This window comes from Sphingomonas leidyi, from assembly GCF_011761945.1.
GTDB lineage: Bacteria > Pseudomonadota > Alphaproteobacteria > Sphingomonadales > Sphingomonadaceae > Sphingomonas > Sphingomonas leidyi.
Genome location: NZ_JAASQV010000001.1, coordinates 1,834,173 through 1,849,639 on the forward strand (window position 1 = coordinate 1,834,173; position 15,467 = coordinate 1,849,639).

15 protein-coding genes are annotated in these 15,467 nt (G+C 68.2%); 4 read left to right on the forward strand and 11 right to left on the reverse strand.

Going from position 1 to position 15,467, the window contains the following annotated elements; genetic code table 11:
* Nucleotides 1–84: 84 nt before the first annotated feature.
* From FHR20_RS08775 to FHR20_RS08800, 6 genes are all read right to left on the reverse strand, one after another.
* Nucleotides 85–2,118: a malate synthase G gene (locus FHR20_RS08775; protein WP_167299146.1), complete on the reverse strand. Its 2,034-nt coding sequence runs from the start codon at nucleotides 2,116–2,118 to the stop codon at nucleotides 85–87.
* Nucleotides 2,119–2,194: 76 nt separating this feature from the next.
* A complete protein-coding gene (locus FHR20_RS08780) occupies nucleotides 2,195–2,644 on the reverse strand; it encodes a MarR family winged helix-turn-helix transcriptional regulator (RefSeq protein WP_167299147.1) in 450 nt (149 codons plus the stop codon).
* A 248-nt stretch (nucleotides 2,645–2,892) separates the two neighbouring features.
* The gene (locus tag FHR20_RS08785; RefSeq protein ID WP_167299148.1) at nucleotides 2,893–3,234 is read right to left on the reverse strand and encodes a hypothetical protein; all 342 of its coding nucleotides are present in this window, start codon (nucleotides 3,232–3,234) and stop codon (nucleotides 2,893–2,895) included.
* 3 nt (nucleotides 3,235–3,237) lie between these two features.
* Nucleotides 3,238–4,653, reverse strand: a complete 1,416-nt coding sequence (locus FHR20_RS08790) for a coniferyl aldehyde dehydrogenase (RefSeq protein WP_167299149.1) — start codon at nucleotides 4,651–4,653, stop codon at nucleotides 3,238–3,240.
* Nucleotides 4,650–5,411, reverse strand: coding sequence for an SIMPL domain-containing protein (locus FHR20_RS08795; protein WP_167299150.1), 762 nt, complete (start codon nucleotides 5,409–5,411; stop codon nucleotides 4,650–4,652). Before FHR20_RS08795 ends, FHR20_RS08790 begins: the two co-directional genes overlap by 4 nt.
* Before the next feature lie 30 nt (nucleotides 5,412–5,441).
* Entirely contained in the window at nucleotides 5,442–6,209 is a 768-nt protein-coding gene (locus FHR20_RS08800) for a prepilin peptidase (RefSeq protein ID WP_208413448.1), read from the reverse strand.
* A 119-nt stretch (nucleotides 6,210–6,328) separates the two neighbouring features.
* On the opposite strand from FHR20_RS08800, the gene FHR20_RS08805 reads away from it, so the two are divergent.
* Nucleotides 6,329–7,516 carry an acetyl-CoA C-acyltransferase gene (locus FHR20_RS08805; protein ID WP_167299151.1) on the forward strand — a complete coding sequence of 396 codons (1,188 nt, stop codon included), beginning with the start codon at nucleotides 6,329–6,331 and terminating at the stop codon, nucleotides 7,514–7,516.
* A gap of 121 nt (nucleotides 7,517–7,637) precedes the next feature.
* Here the strand turns inward: FHR20_RS08805 and FHR20_RS08810 are convergent, their stop codons facing one another.
* Both FHR20_RS08810 and FHR20_RS08815 read right to left on the reverse strand, forming a co-directional pair.
* Nucleotides 7,638–8,033: a lysozyme inhibitor LprI family protein gene (locus FHR20_RS08810; RefSeq protein ID WP_167299152.1), complete on the reverse strand. Its 396-nt coding sequence runs from the start codon at nucleotides 8,031–8,033 to the stop codon at nucleotides 7,638–7,640.
* A 106-nt stretch (nucleotides 8,034–8,139) separates the two neighbouring features.
* Nucleotides 8,140–8,616, reverse strand: a complete 477-nt coding sequence (locus tag FHR20_RS08815; RefSeq protein WP_167299153.1) for an SH3 domain-containing protein — start codon at nucleotides 8,614–8,616, stop codon at nucleotides 8,140–8,142.
* 98 nt (nucleotides 8,617–8,714) lie between these two features.
* On the opposite strand from FHR20_RS08815, the gene FHR20_RS08820 reads away from it, so the two are divergent.
* Complete coding sequence (locus FHR20_RS08820) at nucleotides 8,715–9,713, forward strand: 2-hydroxyacid dehydrogenase (protein WP_167299154.1); 999 nt, start codon at nucleotides 8,715–8,717, stop codon at nucleotides 9,711–9,713.
* 162 nt (nucleotides 9,714–9,875) lie between these two features.
* Nucleotides 9,876–10,316, forward strand: a complete 441-nt coding sequence (locus FHR20_RS08825; protein WP_167299155.1) for a PilZ domain-containing protein — start codon at nucleotides 9,876–9,878, stop codon at nucleotides 10,314–10,316.
* A gap of 53 nt (nucleotides 10,317–10,369) precedes the next feature.
* Here FHR20_RS08825 and FHR20_RS08830 read toward each other — a convergent pair whose 3' ends face one another.
* The 3 genes from FHR20_RS08830 to FHR20_RS08840 form a co-directional block, all read right to left on the reverse strand.
* The gene (locus FHR20_RS08830; RefSeq protein WP_167299156.1) at nucleotides 10,370–11,773 is read right to left on the reverse strand and encodes an NAD(P)H-dependent flavin oxidoreductase; all 1,404 of its coding nucleotides are present in this window, start codon (nucleotides 11,771–11,773) and stop codon (nucleotides 10,370–10,372) included.
* Nucleotides 11,774–11,839: 66 nt separating this feature from the next.
* The gene (locus FHR20_RS08835; RefSeq protein WP_167299157.1) at nucleotides 11,840–12,973 is read right to left on the reverse strand and encodes a glycosyltransferase; all 1,134 of its coding nucleotides are present in this window, start codon (nucleotides 12,971–12,973) and stop codon (nucleotides 11,840–11,842) included.
* 200 nt (nucleotides 12,974–13,173) lie between these two features.
* Nucleotides 13,174–14,049: an alpha/beta fold hydrolase gene (locus FHR20_RS08840; protein ID WP_208413449.1), complete on the reverse strand. Its 876-nt coding sequence runs from the start codon at nucleotides 14,047–14,049 to the stop codon at nucleotides 13,174–13,176.
* Between the two features lie 18 nt (nucleotides 14,050–14,067).
* Between FHR20_RS08840 and FHR20_RS08845 the strand changes: the two genes are divergently transcribed.
* On the forward strand, nucleotides 14,068–15,417 hold the full coding sequence (locus tag FHR20_RS08845) for a protein adenylyltransferase SelO family protein (protein WP_208413450.1): 1,350 nt from the start codon (nucleotides 14,068–14,070) through the stop codon (nucleotides 15,415–15,417).
* The last annotated feature ends 50 nt before the right edge of the window (nucleotides 15,418–15,467 follow it).

Sequence of the window (15,467 nt, forward strand, 5' to 3'; positions counted from 1 at the left end):
AGCCGCATTCCTAGACCGGCCCTCTCGCGAGCGTAACGACCCAAATGCGCTTTGGGTCCGCACTTTTACGAAAGCCCAGGAATTTCAGCGTGCTATCGCCTTCGCTTCGGCACGAAACCTGTGGAGAAGTGGTTCGGTATAGCCATTTGGCTGCCCCAGCCCCTCGAAGATCAGCGCCCGCGCCGCCTGGAAGGCAAGGCTCGTCGCTTCGTTGCCCGCCATCGGCCGGTAGCGCGGATCCGCGGCATTCTGCGCATCGACCTTCGCCGCCATCCGCCGAAGCGCAGCGTCGATGTCGTCGGCACGCGCCACGCCGTGGAGCAGCCAATTGGCCATGTGCTGCGAGGAGATGCGCAAGGTGGCGCGATCCTCCATCAGGCCTATGTCATGAATGTCCGGCACCTTGGAACAGCCGACGCCCTGGTCGATCCAGCGCACGACATAGCCGAGAATGCCCTGGGCATTGTTGTCGAGCTCGCGCGCGACTTCCTCGCTCGACCAGTTGCGCCCCGGTGCCAGCGGCACCGTGAGCAGCGGCGCCAGGCCGGGGATCGCCTCGCCGGCAATCTCGCGCTGGCGGGCAAAGACGTCGACCTGATGATAATGGAGCGCGTGCAGCGTCGCGGCGGTCGGGCTCGGCACCCAGGCGGTGTTCGCGCCGCTCATCGGATGCGCGATCTTCTGGGCGAGCATATCGGCCATCCGGTCGGGCGCCGCCCACATGCCCTTGCCGATCTGCGCCTTGCCCGAGAGGCCGCAGGCCAGGCCGATGCGGACGTTGCGGTCCTCATAGGCACCGATCCACTCGGCCCCCTTCATCTCGCCCTTGGGCACCATCGGCCCGGCGCGCATGCCGGTATGGATCTCGTCGCCGGTGCGATCGAGGAAGCCGGTGTTGATGAACACGATCCGATCGCGCACGGCATGGATGCAGGCGGCGAGATTGGCCGAGGTCCGCCGCTCCTCATCCATCACGCCCACCTTGATCGTGTGGCGCGGCAGCACGAGCAGATCCTCGACCGCATCGAACAGCCGGTCGGTGAAGCCGCATTCCTCGGGCCCGTGCATCTTGGGCTTCACGATATAGACCGAGCCGGTCCGGCTGTTGCGGTACCGGCCCAGCCCGCGCAGGTCGTAGAGCGCGATGGTGCTCGTCAGGATCGCGTCGAGCACGCCCTCGGGCGCCTCGCCGCCACTTGGCAGGCGCACCGCCGGCGTGGTCATCAGATGCCCGACATTGCGGACGAACAGCAGCGCGCGGCCCGGCAGCGCGCCGCGATCCGGGGCGAGCCGCCGGGTGAGCGCCGTTCCGCCCTTGTCGAAACGTTCCTCCAGGTCGCCCCGCATCAGCCCCAGCCAATTGGCATAGGCCGCGACCTTGTCCTCGGCATCGACCGCCGCGATCGAGTCTTCCAGGTCGACGATCGTTGTCAGCGCCGCCTCGAGCACCACATCGGCGATCCCCGCCGGATCGTCGCGCCCGATCGGATGCGCACGATCCACGACCACTTCGATGTGCAGCCCGTGGTGCCGGAACAGCCAGGGCCCGACCTGTTGGGCCGGATCGGCGAGCACGGGCGCTTCCGCCAGCGTGGTCCAGCTCCCGCTCGCCAGCGGCACTGCCGCATCGAGGAATGCCTTGGCACGGGCAATCACCTGCGCCCCGCGCTCCGGATCATAGCCGCCCGGCCTGGCCGCTCCGGGCAACGCATCGGTGCCGTAGAGCGCGTCGTACAGGCTGCCCCAGCGCGCATTGGCGGCGTTGAGCACGAAGCGCGCGTTGAGCGCGGGCACCACCAGCTGCGGCCCGGCCATGCGGGCGATCTCGGCGTCGACGTTGCGCGTGCCGATCTCGAACGGCGCAGGCGGATCGACCAGATAGCCGATCTCGCGCAGGAACGCCGCCTCCCCCGCGCGCGCCGGCGCGGCGTCGATCGCCGCCTGCAGCGCGTCCCGCTTTGCCAGCAGCGCGCGATTCTCGGGCGCGAACCGTGCGAATATCTCCGCCACGCCCGCCCACCAGCCGGCCGCCTCGATGTCGAGCCCCGGCAGCACACGCTCCTCGACGAAGCGCGCAAGCGGCTCGGCGACGGACAGGCCGGAACGAATGACGGTCATGAAAAATCCTCCTGCGGCACGGTTCTGCGTTCGCCTGGGGAGGGCATCTCCGCTTAGGCGATAGCCGGGCCCGGGATCAAGGCCTGTCCTCGAGCGCTTCCACCGCGGCTTCGATCCGGTCCAGCATCTGCCTGAGTTGCAACCGCTCCTCACGCGTGAAATCGGCGAAGACCCGCCGCTCCAGCTCGATCGCCTTGGGCGCGACTTCCTCGTACAATTCCCAGCCCGCCTTGCTGAGCGTCAGCAGGTGCGAGCGCTGGTCGCCCGGATTGCTCGCCCGGCTGATCAGCCCTCGCTCGGACAGCGCGATCGCGGCACGGCTGACCGTCACCTTGTCCATGCGCGTGCGGCCGCACAGCGCCTGCTGGCTCATCGCCCCGCCCTCGGCGAGAATGGTAACCAGGCGCCATTCCGGAATCTTAAGGCCGAACAGCGCGCGATAGGCGCTCGCCACCGCATCCGACACCGCGTTCGAGGCGATCGACAGGCGATAGGGGAGAAAATCGTCGAGTTTCAGGGCCGTCATTCCATTACCCTGCGCAGCAATTCCGGCGCACGCAACTGACAACGTTGGACAGTTGCAATTTCTGCAATGATATCGTTATCATTTCGCACTTGCGATATTTCCCGCTGCGATGCACAAAGATCGGGCCTTTCAGGCATCCTCTCCTAAGACTTTCACGGCCGTCCTTCGGGGCGGCCTTTTTTTTGCGCGCGATCCGGGCGCTGGCAAGTATCGGCTTTCCCCGCCGGGTGCCAGGGGCCAAGGGCCTTCTAATTTGGTCGGCTCAGCGTCCAGGAAGCAGTGAAGTCGGGATCGATCACGCGATCGTCCGCATCCTTCAGCTCGTAGATGCCGGGACCGGCGGGCTCGAACGCGTCAAGCTGGGGCGGCAGCCTGACGATCTCGCCGCGCCGCCTTCCCTCGAGCCGCAGGGTGATCCCTTCGGCAGGGTCGACTTCCATCACCGTGCCGAAGAATTGCTCCCGCCGCTCACCCGCGGCTTCACGGTGCGTGAGCCCGACAAGCACGGTCGCGCCTTCGAGGCGTGCGGCAATGGCGTGATCCCAGTCATCGTCTTCCCCACTCACCTTCTCCCAGTGCTTGTCAGCCACCGCTCACCCCTTCATCTGGCGCGCGATCGCGGCGCGGGTCTTCCTGCCATAGGGCGGCTTGAGCCCGGCCAGCCCCGCCACGTCGAGCCCGGGCTGGCTGTACACCGCCTTTGCATGGCTGAACGTCCGGAAGCCGATCTCGCCATGATAGGCGCCCATGCCCGACGGGCCGATGCCGCCGAACGGCAGCTCTTCCTGGCTGACATGGAAGATCACGTCGTTCACCGTCACGCCACCGGAGATCGTCCGGTCGAGCAACTGGCGCCGCTCGGTCCGGTCGCTTCCGAAATAATAGAGCGCGAGCGGCCGGTCGCGCCGGTTCACTTCGCCGATCGCGTCCTCGATGCGGGCATAGCTGCGCACCGGCAGCACCGGCCCGAAGATCTCCTCCTGCATCACGATCATGTCGTCGGTCGGGTTGCGGATGATGTGCAGCGGCAGCTTGCGGGCATTGGCGCCGGCGAAATCCTCGTGCGCCGGGTTCACCGGGATCACCTCGGCTCCCTTGGCCCGGGCATCGTCGATCCAGCCGGTGAGGCGCTGATAATGCCGGTCGTTGATCACTGCGGTATAGTCCGGGTTCGACAGCAAGGTGGGATACATGCGCGAGGCTGCCGCGACGAGGCCCTCCACCACCGCGGCTTCCTTCTCCTCGGGCACCAGCATGTAATCGGGCGCGAGGCAGATCTGCCCCGCATTGAGCATCTTGCCCAGCGCCACGCGCTCGGCCGCCTGCGCGATGTCCGCCGAGCGCCCCACCACGACGGGCGACTTGCCGCCCAGCTCCAGCGTCACCGGCGTGAGGTTGTCCGCGGCGGCATGCAGGATGTGCCGCGCGATGCCGGTCGCGCCGGTGAACAGCAGATGGTCGAACGGCATTTCGGCGAACGCCTTGCCCGCCTCCGGCCCGCCCGCGACGAAGGCCAGCTCCGCGGGATCGAAATAGCGCCCCGCCAGCTCCGCCATCAACGCCGAGACCATCGGCGTATATTCGCTGGTCTTCACCATCGCGCGATTGCCCGCCGCGAAGACGCCGGCGAGCGGGCTCATCACCAGCTGCACCGGAAAGTTCCACGGCGCGATGATCCCCACCACCCCCTTGGGCTGATATTCGATGCGCCCACGCCCGCCCAGCAGCCCCAGCGGGAACAGCACCGGCCTGCGCGCGGGCTTCGACCAGTGGGCCACCCGCTTCAATGCATGCTTCAATGGCCCTACCGACGCGGCGATGTCGGTGATCATCGACTGGTCCCGGCTGCGATGGCCGAAATCCTCGCTCAGGGCATCGCACAACTGCCCGGCATTGTCCGAGATCATCGCGACTGCGCGCCTCAGTCGGTCGCGGCGCGCGTCGAGCGATACCGGCAGCTCGGCCATGAAGGCTGTGCGCTGGGCGTCGAGCAGGTCGCGCATGCTCATCGCGCGATCTCGTACACCAGGACCAGCCGCGCCGTGGTCGTGATCGCCTGCGGAGCGATCTCCACCGCCACCGGCGCGTCCATGGTGACGTTCCTCCGCGAGCCGGTTGCGGCAATTCTCTGCAACTGCTCGCCTATGACATAGCCGCCATTCGGATCGCTCACCCGCACCAGCCGGCCAAGCTTCGCGCCCGACGCAGCCGCGATCGCCAGCGCCTGCTCCTGTCCATTCGCCACCGCGGCCGCCATCGCGCGCTGCTGCGCCGCGCGCGGATCGGCGGTACGGAACCTCGAAAGGCGCACCTCGCTGGCGCCCGCTCTGCTCGCCAGCCCCGAAAGCGTGCCCGCGAGCGCGACGGGGCTGACGTCGACCGATGCCTCCATCGTCGCGACATAGCCCAGGACCGCGCATGCGCCGGTGGAAAGGCGCGGCGTGTCCTCGTCCTCGCTCGCGCCGCGGCAGTCGCGCCCGCGCACCTCATGGATCTCGACATCTCCGGTCTCGAAGCGGAACTTGGCCTCGGCCAGCCCGCCCATGTCGCGAGCCACCGCTTCCTTGCGCGCAACCAGGGCGCGCAGCGCATCATCCGATCCCTTGCCCTCGCCGCGCAGCTTGAACGAGATATGGGCGATGGTCGGCGCCTCCTCCACCGTGCCGACGCCAAGCACCTGGATCGTCGCGTCGTCCGACTTGTCCTGCGCCATCGCCCCATTCGCCGCGAACACGCCCAGAAGCACGCCCAGCATCATGTTCCGCATCGCCCTCTCCTCGCCTGTTCGGGCGCGAGCCTAACCCGGCATCGGCCCGATCGCCAAGCCGAGCCACACCGCGAAGGCAGCCGCCGCGAGCATCACCCCGAAGGGCAGCCGGTCCGTAGCGGTCACGCGCCGCCCGCCCAGCATCAGCCCCAGCACGCCCGCCAGCCCGATCAGGCAGGCGGCGAGCAGCACCAGCGGCAGCGCCTGCCAGCCCAGCCACAGCCCGATGCCGCCGAACAATTTGGGGTCGCCCCCGCCCAGCCCCTGCCGCCCGCGCAGCCGCTTGTAGCTCCAGGCGACCAGCCAGAGCACGCCGAAGCCGGCCACGCCGCCGATCAGGCGCGCATCGAGCGGCGGGTCGAGGCCGGCAAGCCCCGTCGCCAGCCCGGCCGCCGCCAGCAGCCCGGTCAACGCATTGGGCAGCCACAGCGCCGCCACGTCGAGCGCCGCCAGCGTCAGCAGCAGCCAGCCGAACGCCGCGCCCGCCGCACCCGCCGGATCCGGCGAAGCGATCGCCGCCGCCACGCCGATCGCGCCGCCGAGCAGCTCGGTCAGCACATGGCCCATCCGGATCGGGGCGCCGCAGCCCCGGCACCGGCCGCGCTGGAGGACATAGCTCATCACCGGCACCAGCTCGCCCGCGCGCAGCCCCCTGCCGCAGCTGTCGCATTCGGATCTGCCGCGGCTGATCGCCCGCCCCTCGGGCCAGCGGATCGCCAGCGTCGCGATGAAGCTGCCGAAGACGAGCCCCAGCACGCCGAGCAGCACTGCCCAGCCCCAGACCGGATCAATCGTCATGCGTCAGCATCCGGGAATCTCGATGAGGTCCATGGTCCCTCCGTCATGCCGGCGCGCGCGGCTTTTGCAAACCGTCGCGCGCGATACTAGATGCGCCCCAACCAACGAGAGGATCCACTATGTCCGCCGACGACATCGTCATCGCTTCCTATGCCCGCACGCCGATGGGAAGCTTCCAGGGCGTGCTGAGCGAGGCAAGCGCCACCGATCTGGGCGCCGCCGCCGTCGGCGCCGCAGTGGAGCGCGCGGGTCTCAAGGGCGATGCGATCGAGCGGATCTACATGGGCTGCGTGCTGCCGGCGGGCCTGGGCCAGGCGCCGGCGCGCCAGGCGGCGCTCAAGGCGGGGCTGCCCAACCATGTCGAGGCGACCACGGTGAACAAGATGTGCGGCTCGGGCATGCAGGCGGCGATCATGGCGGCCGAAGCGCTCGCCGCCGGTTCGGTCGACCTGCTGGTCGCGGGCGGCATGGAGAGCATGACCAACGCGCCCTATCTCTCGCTGCGCCACCGCGCGGGCGCGCGCATCGGCCATGACCGGCTGATGGATCACATGTATCTCGACGGGCTCGAGGATGCCTATGAGCCCGGCAGGCTGATGGGCAGCTTTGCCGAGGAAGTGGCGCAGGAATATCAGTTCACCCGCGCCGCCCAGGACGATTTCGCCATCGCCTCGCTCGAGCGTGCCAAGGCCGCCCAGGCGAGCGGCGCCTTCGACCGCGAGATCGTGCCGGTCGAGGTGAAGACGCGCAAGGGCGCCGTTTCCGTCACGCTCGACGAACAGCCCGCCAAGGGCGATCCCGCCAAGATCCCCACGCTCAAGCCCGCTTTCGCCAAGGACGGCACGATCACCGCCGCCAACGCCTCCTCGATCTCGGACGGCGCGGCAGCGCTGGTGATGACGCGACTGAGCGTGGCGGAAAGGCTCGGCCTGACTCCGGTCGCCCGCATCGTCTCGCATGCCGCCCATGCCCATGCCCCGGCGCGCTTCACCACCGCACCGGTCTTCGCGATGAAGAAGGCGCTCGCCAAGGCCGGCTGGGAGATCGGCGACGTCGACCTGTTCGAAGTGAACGAAGCCTTCGCCGCAGTCGCGATGATCGCGATGAAGGAACTCGGGCTCGACCACGCCGCGCTCAACGTCAATGGCGGCGCCTGTGCGCTCGGCCATCCGATCGGCGCCAGCGGCGCGCGCGTGCTCGCCACCCTTCTCTCGGCGCTCGAGGCACGCGGCGCGCGCCGCGGCCTGGCTTCGCTGTGCATCGGCGGCGGCGAGGCGACTGCGATGGCGGTCGAGCTGCTGGACTGAGCGAAGCTCCGTCCGCGCTCCAATCCGGCATCCGCTTCCCCTCTTGGGATGAGGCCTTGTTCAGCGAGCCCCGCCCTCCCCGCCCGTGCGGGGAGGACGGAAACGAATATGAATCCCCAACCTAGCGCCGCGCGAGCGCCTTGGAACGCGCGCGAGTCACGTCGACCCAGCATTGCGCAACCACCACGGGGGCCATCGTCCCGCCCTGATAGCGTTTCCCCTTGGCGATGCATCCGCGATCGCGCTCGGCCAGCCATTGGCGCTGCTCGGCCAGCAGCTTCTGACGCGCCACCGGCCCCAGCCGGGCACGCAGCGCCGTGTAGCGTGCGCTCATCTGCGCATCGGCGACGCGCAGGTCATGCGCCGCGCAATGCTGCATGTCGAAAGTCGTGTCGCATCTGGCCGGCGCCGGATCCTTGAAGGCTGGGTTCTGCATGAAGGCGCCCGCGGTCTGCGCCGAGGCGCTCGTCGCGAACAGGAAGCCCGCGAGAAGGAAAGGGCTGATTCGAAAGGTCATCCACGCATCTCCTTGTCCGTCGAACGCCCCGCTCCCCGCGCAGTTCAAGCCTGTCCGGGGGTGACGGCCATCGGATGCCCCTTGTCCCAAGGGAAGGACCGCCGGATCAGTTCACGGTCTCGCCCGGATCGGTGCCCCAGATATGGCTCTGCTCGATATAGCCGCCGCGCCCGGCGACGTCGAACCAGCACCAGTTGCTCGCGCAGCGGCTCACCCGCCCGACCACGCCCGGCGCCGCGCGCCAGCTCACCCGCGCATTGAAACGGGGGGCGTCGCGCATCTCGCTCACCGTGCCGATCACCATCGCAGTGCGCACGTCGTCGAGCAGATTGGCGAGCATCCAGCCCTGGGTGCCGTCGGGATCCTCGACCTTGCGCCACTCGCCATAGATGTCGACCACCTTCAGCGGCAGGCCGCGGCGCTGATAGAGCCAGTTCGAGGGATAGTTGCGCCCCGGGCCGGTGCGCATGCGCGCCTTCTCGGCCTTGATCGAAACGAAATAGGGCGTCTTGCGCTGCGCCGATGCGGGAACGGCCAACCCCAGCGCGACGACGCCGAGCACGGCCCATTTCCCAAAACGCATGCAACCCTCGTGAAATTGTGTCCGTGCTCGTTCTACGCCGAGCAGCGCCTCGTCATCAACCGTTGACTGGCGCCCCGCCACCGGCCAAGCCGCCCTTTATGGCACATGGCCCGCGCCCTTCCCGTCCCCGGGTGATCGTCACCCGCGCGCTGCCCGACGGCATCGAGGCGCGCATGGCCGAGCTGTTCGATGTCGTCACCAACGCCGGCGACACCCCGATGTCGCCCGAGGCGCTTGGCGCGGCGATGGCGGATTGCGACGTGCTCGTGCCGACCGTCACCGATCGGATCGATGCCGCCCTGCTCGCGGCCGCGCCCGGCCGGCTTCGCCTGATCGCCAATTACGGTGCCGGCATCGGCCATATCGACCTCGCGGCCGCCCGTGCGCGCGGCATCACCGTCACCAACACCCCTGGCGTGCTCACCGAAGATACCGCCGACATGGCGATGGCGCTGATCCTCGCCGTGCCGCGCCGCCTGGTCGAGGGCGACAAGCTAGTCCGCGCGGGCGGCTGGACCGGCTGGGCGCCCACCTCGATGCGCGGCCACCGGATCGGCGGCAAGACGCTCGGCATCCTGGGCATGGGCCGGATCGGCCAGGCGGTGGCGATGCGGGCGCGCGCCTTCGGCCTCCAGATCCATTATCACAACCGCCATCGCCTGCCGCAGGTGCTCGAGGCGCAGTTGGGCGCCACCTGGCATCCGGAGCTCGATTCCATGCTCGCGGCGGCGGACATCCTCACCATCCACACGCCCCATACCGCCGCCACCGGCGGATTGATCGACGCGCGCCGGCTCGACCTGCTCGGCCCGATGGGCTGGCTGATCAACACGGCCCGCGGCGAGATCGTCGACAATGAAGCAATGATCGCCGCGCTCGCCCAGGGCCGCATCGCCGGGGCCGGGCTCGACGTCTATGTCAACGAGCCCGCCGTCGATCCGCGCCTCGTCCAGCTGGGCAATGTCGTGCTGCTCCCCCATCTCGGCTCCGCCACGTTCGAAGGGCGGGAGGACATGGGCATCAAGGTGATCGCCAACATTCGCGTCTGGTCCGACGGCCATCGGCCGCCCGACCAAGTTCTCGACGGCTGGCTATAGGCTCGTCTTGCCGATACTTTGCGTATTCTGGCACGATACCTCCGATCCGGAGCATCTTCCACACGGTTAACCACGGCCGGCAAGGTGGCGGTAAGCGCGATACTGCGTAACTCCACCCGCGCGATGCCGTCCATCGGGGTAGCCGCGCCGGGGGATCATCAGATGCAACCGAGAGAATCGCGGCGGGAAGTCGTCATTCCCGCCCAGATGCGCAGCAAGAGGGGATGGTGCGACGTGACCATCCGCAACATCTCGCCGCACGGAATGATGCTGCTGGCGCCGTTCCCGCCCAGGCCGGGAACCTATGTCGAGGTCCGCAAGGCCTCGCTGGCGCTGGTCGGCCGGGTCGTGTGGGTGAAGGGCAAGACGCTTGGCATCCAGCTGCTCGAGCGGCTGAACTTCAATGCATTGCTGCGCGCCGCCAATGAAAGCTGGGCTGCCGGCCAGGGTGGCGCGCCGCAGGTCGGCCGCGGCCAGGACGAGCCAGCCGCCGCCGCTCCGCCCGCCCGCGAAACACGCTATCCCCTGCTCGGCTGGCTGCTCGCCGGCGCCGCGATCGTCTTCGCCGGCACCTGCGCCGCGATCATCCTCACCCACATCTGACCGACGCTTCCCGACGCCCTCCGAGATGCGGCCCGAGCCGCGCCGGAAACCCCTCAGTCGCCCGTCAGGATCCGGTCCACCAGCTGCTTCACCGTCGGCACGAAGCCGTTCGAATAGAACGGATCGCGCTTGAAATTGTAGGCGGCATGCCCCGCGAACATCAGATTCTCGTCGGTCGGGCCGCCATGGGCGATGTCCTGAAGCGTCTTCTGGATGCAGAAGCTGCGCGGATCCGCCAGCCGGCCGGTCGAGTTGGTCTCGGTATCAGCCCAGGACGAGAAGGCGCACTGGCTCAGACAGCCCATGCAGTCCGCCTGGTCCTTGCGGATGATGCCCTTTTCCTCGTCGTTGACGAACACCAGCGTATTGTCCGGCGTCTTGAGCGCCGAGGTGAAGCCATGGCCGAACCATTGGCGGGCCCGCAGCAGGTCGTTGCGCGTCACCCAGAAATTCTTGCCCTTCACGCCCACGTCGAGCTGGAAGGTGTGGTCGCCCGCCTCTTCGGTCGAATAGGGGATCTGGCGCTCGGAGCGCGCCTCGAGGTTGCGCAGGAACGGATTGCGCACCGCCGACGAATAGAAGCCGGTCGGCGAGAAGCGGTGGAGGAGCACCTCGCCTTCCTCGATCTCCATCAGCTTGGCCTTCCAGCCATCGGGGATCGGGCTTTCCTGCGTGAGCAGCGGGCGCGTGCCGAACTGGAAGGCGATGCGGCCGAGCTCGGGATTGTCGATCCAGTCGTTCCAGTCGCGCAGATACCAGACGCCGCCGGCCATCACGATCGGCACTTCGTCCGAGATGCCGCCCTCGCGCATCACGTCGCGCAGTTCCTTCACCCGCGGATAGGGGTCCTGCGGCTTCAGCGGATCCTCGGCGTTGGACAGGCCGTTATGGCCGCCGGCGAGCCAGGGATCCTCATAGACCACCGCCGCCAGCCATTCGCTCGCCTTGGAATAGGCGCGCTTCCACAGCGCGCGAAAGGCGCGGCCGGAGCTGACGATCGGCAGATAGTTGACGTTGTACGACGCCGCGATCTCGCTGAGCTTGTACGGCATGCCCGCGCCGCAGGTGACGCCGGCGACCATGCCGCGGGTGCGTTCCAGCACGCCGTGCAGCACCCGCTGCGCGCCGCCCATCTCCCACAGCACGTTGATGTTGATCGCGCCCTTGCCGTCGCCGATCTCGAAAGCCTTCTTGACCTGCTGGACCGCGCCCTCGATCGCGTACTGGATCAGTTCCTCGTGCCGCTCGCGGCGCGTGAGCGCGCGATAGATCTGGGGGATGATCTTGCCTTCGGCATCATAGCTGTCGGCGTTGACCGCGGAGACCGTGCCGATGCCCCCCGCAGCAGCCCAGGCGCCCGCGCTGGCATGGTTGGTGGCAGCCACCCCCTTGCCCCCCTCGACGATCGGCCAGACCTCGCGGCCGTTGTACAGGATGGGCGACAGACCCTTGAACACAGAACCTCCAGATTAAAAATTCGCGCGACGCTAGACGGATCGGACGCAACAAGCGAGCAACAATCGTTATTGCAGTGCGTCAGGCCGTCCCATCGCCGCGCCATAGAGCCGTGCGTAGGCGGCAATCATTTCCCCCTCGTCGAACAACGCACGGGCGCGCGCGCGGTTCTCCTCGCCAACCATGGCGCGTTCCTCGGGATGCCGGGCGAACATGTCGATCCGGTCGCGCAGCACCACTTCGGTGCGCTCGGGCGGCAGGAAATGCTGGTTGCGCTCGCCGACCATCCTGGGAATGTCGCCCACCGGGGGCGCCACGACCGGCAGGCCGGCCGCCATCGCCTCGAGCACTGAGATCGGCGCCTGCTCGCTCTTCGACGAGAGCGCAAACACGTCGAACAATCCCATGTAGCGGTGCGGCTCGCGCAGGAATCCGGGCAGGATCACTTCGTCCTCGATCGCCATGGCCTCGGCGGCATCGAGGATGTTCTGCCGCTCCGGTCCCTCGCCCACGATCACCAGCTTGAAACGGGTGTTGAGCCCGGCCACCGCGCGGACCAGCATCGGCAGGTCCTTCACCGGCCTGAGGCCCGCGACGCAGCCCACCACCAGCGTCCCCGGCTTCTTCTTCCTGAGCTCGGGGATCAGATCGATGTCGGGCTTGCCGGCATAGAGCTTGGTCGGGATGCCGTTGGCGACGCGGAACAGGCGCTCGCGCGGCTGGCGCCACTGGTTCAGCGCGATCCGCTCGAGCACTTCGGAAGGCACGACCAGCGCATTGGCGGCGGGCAACGCGATCCGGCGATACATGTTGCGCACCGGGTTGAGCTTCTCGGCCTCGTCCTGGTTGAAGCCGTCCTCGTGATGGATCACCGGCGGCAGGCCCTTGCCGAACACGCGCGCGGCCATCACGCCGTCGATCGCGCCCCAATTATAGGTGAGCACCAGGTCGAAGCGGCGCATGTGGCGCGCGATCGCCTCGTAGCGCTTCACCGAAGGCCGGCCCGAGAGCGGCGGCGGGTCCTGGGCGATCTCGTACTTGATCCCCTTGGCGATCATCGCCCGCGCCTCGAGCTGATCGGGCATGGCCGAGACGATCGTGTGCCGCGCCCTGTCGCCGAACGCATTCATCAGCCGCACGGCGCGCGTTTCCTTGCCGCCGAGGTTGAAAGTCGAGTGGAGGTGGAGGATGTGGATGGGCATCGTTGGGAAGGCTCGATAGCCAATCCGTCATCCCGGCGAAAGCCAGGATCTCAGGCGGCAGGGCCCCTTGGCTCTCGTCGCACCGACCCGGGGCTGGATCCGTGATCAGGGTCCGGTTCCCCGCGGGGAATGGACCGGAAGCCCGAGCGGCGTCGCCCGCGGCACCTTGGATGCCGAAAGGAGTTCAGCATGACGGTTGGCTACTGCGCGCTCGCCACCCTGGCCAGCAGCCGCTCGATCCCCGCCACTGCCTCGGGCTCCTCCAGCGTCGGCGCATGGCCGACCTGCGGCACGGTCACCAGCTCGGCGCCCTTGACCCGCCCGATCATCTTCGCGGCGGTCTCCTCGCTCAATATGTCGGAGCGTTCGCCGCGCACGATGAGCAGCGGCAGGCCCTGCATCGCGTCGATCGTCGGCCACATGTCCGGCCCCGCCTCGTTGCCCGGCACCCGGAACGGCTCGGCGATCTTCATGTCGTAATCGAGCACGATGCGGCCCGAGCTGTTCACCCGGTAGAGGCGCTTGGCCATGCGCAGCCAGTCCTCGATCTCATAGTTCGGATAGACATCGGCATTGCCCTCCGCGAGACCGCGCGCGGCGTGCATCCAGGTCGGATACCAGACCGCCTTGCCGACATAGGTGCGGATGCGCGCCAGGCCGGCGGGGTTGATCTCCGGCCCCACGTCGTTGAGCACCACGCCGGCCAGCTTGTCGCGCTCGGTCGCGGCGAGCAGCATCGTCACCAGTCCGCCCAGCGACGTGCCGATCGCGACGAACTTCCCGATCTCCCGTTCCTCGAGCAGCGCCTCGACATCCTGGAAATAGGTGAGCGGCACATAGCTCATCGGGTCCTTGGCATAGCCGCTCTCGCCGCGCCCGCGGAACTCGATGCAGAGCACCCGCCACTGGGCCGCCAGTCGCTCGGCCAGCCCCTCATAGTCGCGCGCGTTGCGCGTCAGGCCGGGGAAGCAGAGTAAGGGCGGCCGGTCCGCCGGCCCTGCATATTCGCGATAGTGGAGACGGATGCCGTCCCGCGACCACCAGAAACCGTCGGAATAGTTGCGCCGATCACCCATCCTTCCCCATATCGCCGCATGGACTTCACTCCGCAACAGGCGATCCTCGAACTGGGCGACGCCTTCTACGATCCGGTCGCCGCGGCGCCGTTCCCGCAGACGATCCTGCGCTTCCGCAACGATCGGGCTGCCGCGGAAGTGGGGCTGGACGGAATGTCCGACGCGGAATGGATCGCGCATTTCGGCCGGTTCGAACCACTGCGGGACTCGCTCGCGACGCCGCTCGCGCTGCGCTATCACGGCCACCAGTTCCGCGTGTACAATCCCGAGATCGGCGACGGCCGCGGCTTCCTGTTCGCGCAAATGCGCGATCGGGGCGGCCGGCTGATGGATCTCGGCACCAAGGGATCGGGGCAGACACCCCATAGCCGCTTCGGCGACGGGCGCCTCACCCTGAAGGGCGGCGTGCGCGAGATCCTCGCCACCGAGATGCTGGAGGCGCTGGGCGTCGAGACTTCGCGCAGCTTCTCTCTCATCGAGACCGGCGAGGCGCTCCACCGCGGCGACGAGCCGTCCCCCACGCGCTCGTCGGTGCTCGTCCGCCTCAGCCACGGCCATATCCGCATCGGCACCTTCCAGCGCCTCGCCCATCTTCAAGACCGGGACGCGCTCCGCCAGCTGACCGCCTATGTGCTGCGCCACTATCATGGCGAGGAATATGGCGAGGACGGCCCCGCCCGGCTGCTCGCCCATGTCACCCGGCGGACCGCGCGGATGGCGGCGCGCTACATGGCAGCCGGCTTCGTCCACGGCGTGCTCAACAGCGACAATATCAACGTCACCGGGGAAAGCTTCGATTATGGCCCGTGGCGTTTCGCGCCGTTCTGGGACCCGGGCTTCACCGCCGCCTATTTCGACCATGCCGGGCTCTATGCCTTCGGCCGCCAGCCCGAAGCGATCTACTGGGACGCGATGCAGCTCGCCATCTCGCTCCGCCCCATCGCCGAGGAGGAACCGCTGATCGAGGCGATGGACCTCTTCCCCGAGGCCTATAGGCGCGAAGTGACCGACGCGCTGCTCTGGCGCCTCGGCGTCCTGCCGCGCGGCACCGAGGCGGATCGCGTGCTGACGGCCACGCTCGAGAAGGCGCTCGCCGAGACGCTGACGCCGCTGGACGAATTCTTCTTCGACGCCTTCGGGGGCGAGCTCCCCACGCAATATGGCGAGGCGTTCGACGATCTGCGCGGCCAGCTCGAACACTATCGTCCCCGCAAGGGGCGCGACCATGACCATTGGTCCGGCGCTCCCTGCTCGATGCTGATCGACGAGGTGGAGGCGATCTGGGCGTCGATCGCCGACTCGGACGATTGGGGGCCGCTCCACGCAAAGGTCGCCGCCATCCGGCGCATGGCTCAGGCACTGGCCTAGCCGCCAAAATTCGTGCAAGAGCGCTTGATCCTTCCTGAAAGTGCATCCCC

Coding starts and splice junctions, on each gene's coding strand:
- FHR20_RS08775 (WP_167299146.1), bottom strand. CDS start 2,118: ATGACCGTCATTCGTTCCGGCCTGTCCGTCGCCGAGCCGCTTGCGCGC.
- FHR20_RS08780 (WP_167299147.1), bottom strand. CDS start 2,644: ATGACGGCCCTGAAACTCGACGATTTTCTCCCCTATCGCCTGTCGATC.
- FHR20_RS08790 (WP_167299149.1), bottom strand. CDS start 4,653: ATGAGCATGCGCGACCTGCTCGACGCCCAGCGCACAGCCTTCATGGCC.
- FHR20_RS08795 (WP_167299150.1), bottom strand. CDS start 5,411: ATGCGGAACATGATGCTGGGCGTGCTTCTGGGCGTGTTCGCGGCGAAT.
- FHR20_RS08800 (WP_208413448.1), bottom strand. CDS start 6,209: ATGACGATTGATCCGGTCTGGGGCTGGGCAGTGCTGCTCGGCGTGCTG.
- FHR20_RS08805 (WP_167299151.1), top strand. CDS start 6,329: ATGTCCGCCGACGACATCGTCATCGCTTCCTATGCCCGCACGCCGATG.
- FHR20_RS08810 (WP_167299152.1), bottom strand. CDS start 8,033: ATGACCTTTCGAATCAGCCCTTTCCTTCTCGCGGGCTTCCTGTTCGCG.
- FHR20_RS08815 (WP_167299153.1), bottom strand. CDS start 8,616: ATGCGTTTTGGGAAATGGGCCGTGCTCGGCGTCGTCGCGCTGGGGTTG.
- FHR20_RS08820 (WP_167299154.1), top strand. CDS start 8,715: ATGGCACATGGCCCGCGCCCTTCCCGTCCCCGGGTGATCGTCACCCGC.
- FHR20_RS08825 (WP_167299155.1), top strand. CDS start 9,876: ATGCAACCGAGAGAATCGCGGCGGGAAGTCGTCATTCCCGCCCAGATG.
- FHR20_RS08835 (WP_167299157.1), bottom strand. CDS start 12,973: ATGCCCATCCACATCCTCCACCTCCACTCGACTTTCAACCTCGGCGGC.
- FHR20_RS08840 (WP_208413449.1), bottom strand. CDS start 14,049: ATGGGTGATCGGCGCAACTATTCCGACGGTTTCTGGTGGTCGCGGGAC.
- FHR20_RS08845 (WP_208413450.1), top strand. CDS start 14,068: ATGGACTTCACTCCGCAACAGGCGATCCTCGAACTGGGCGACGCCTTC.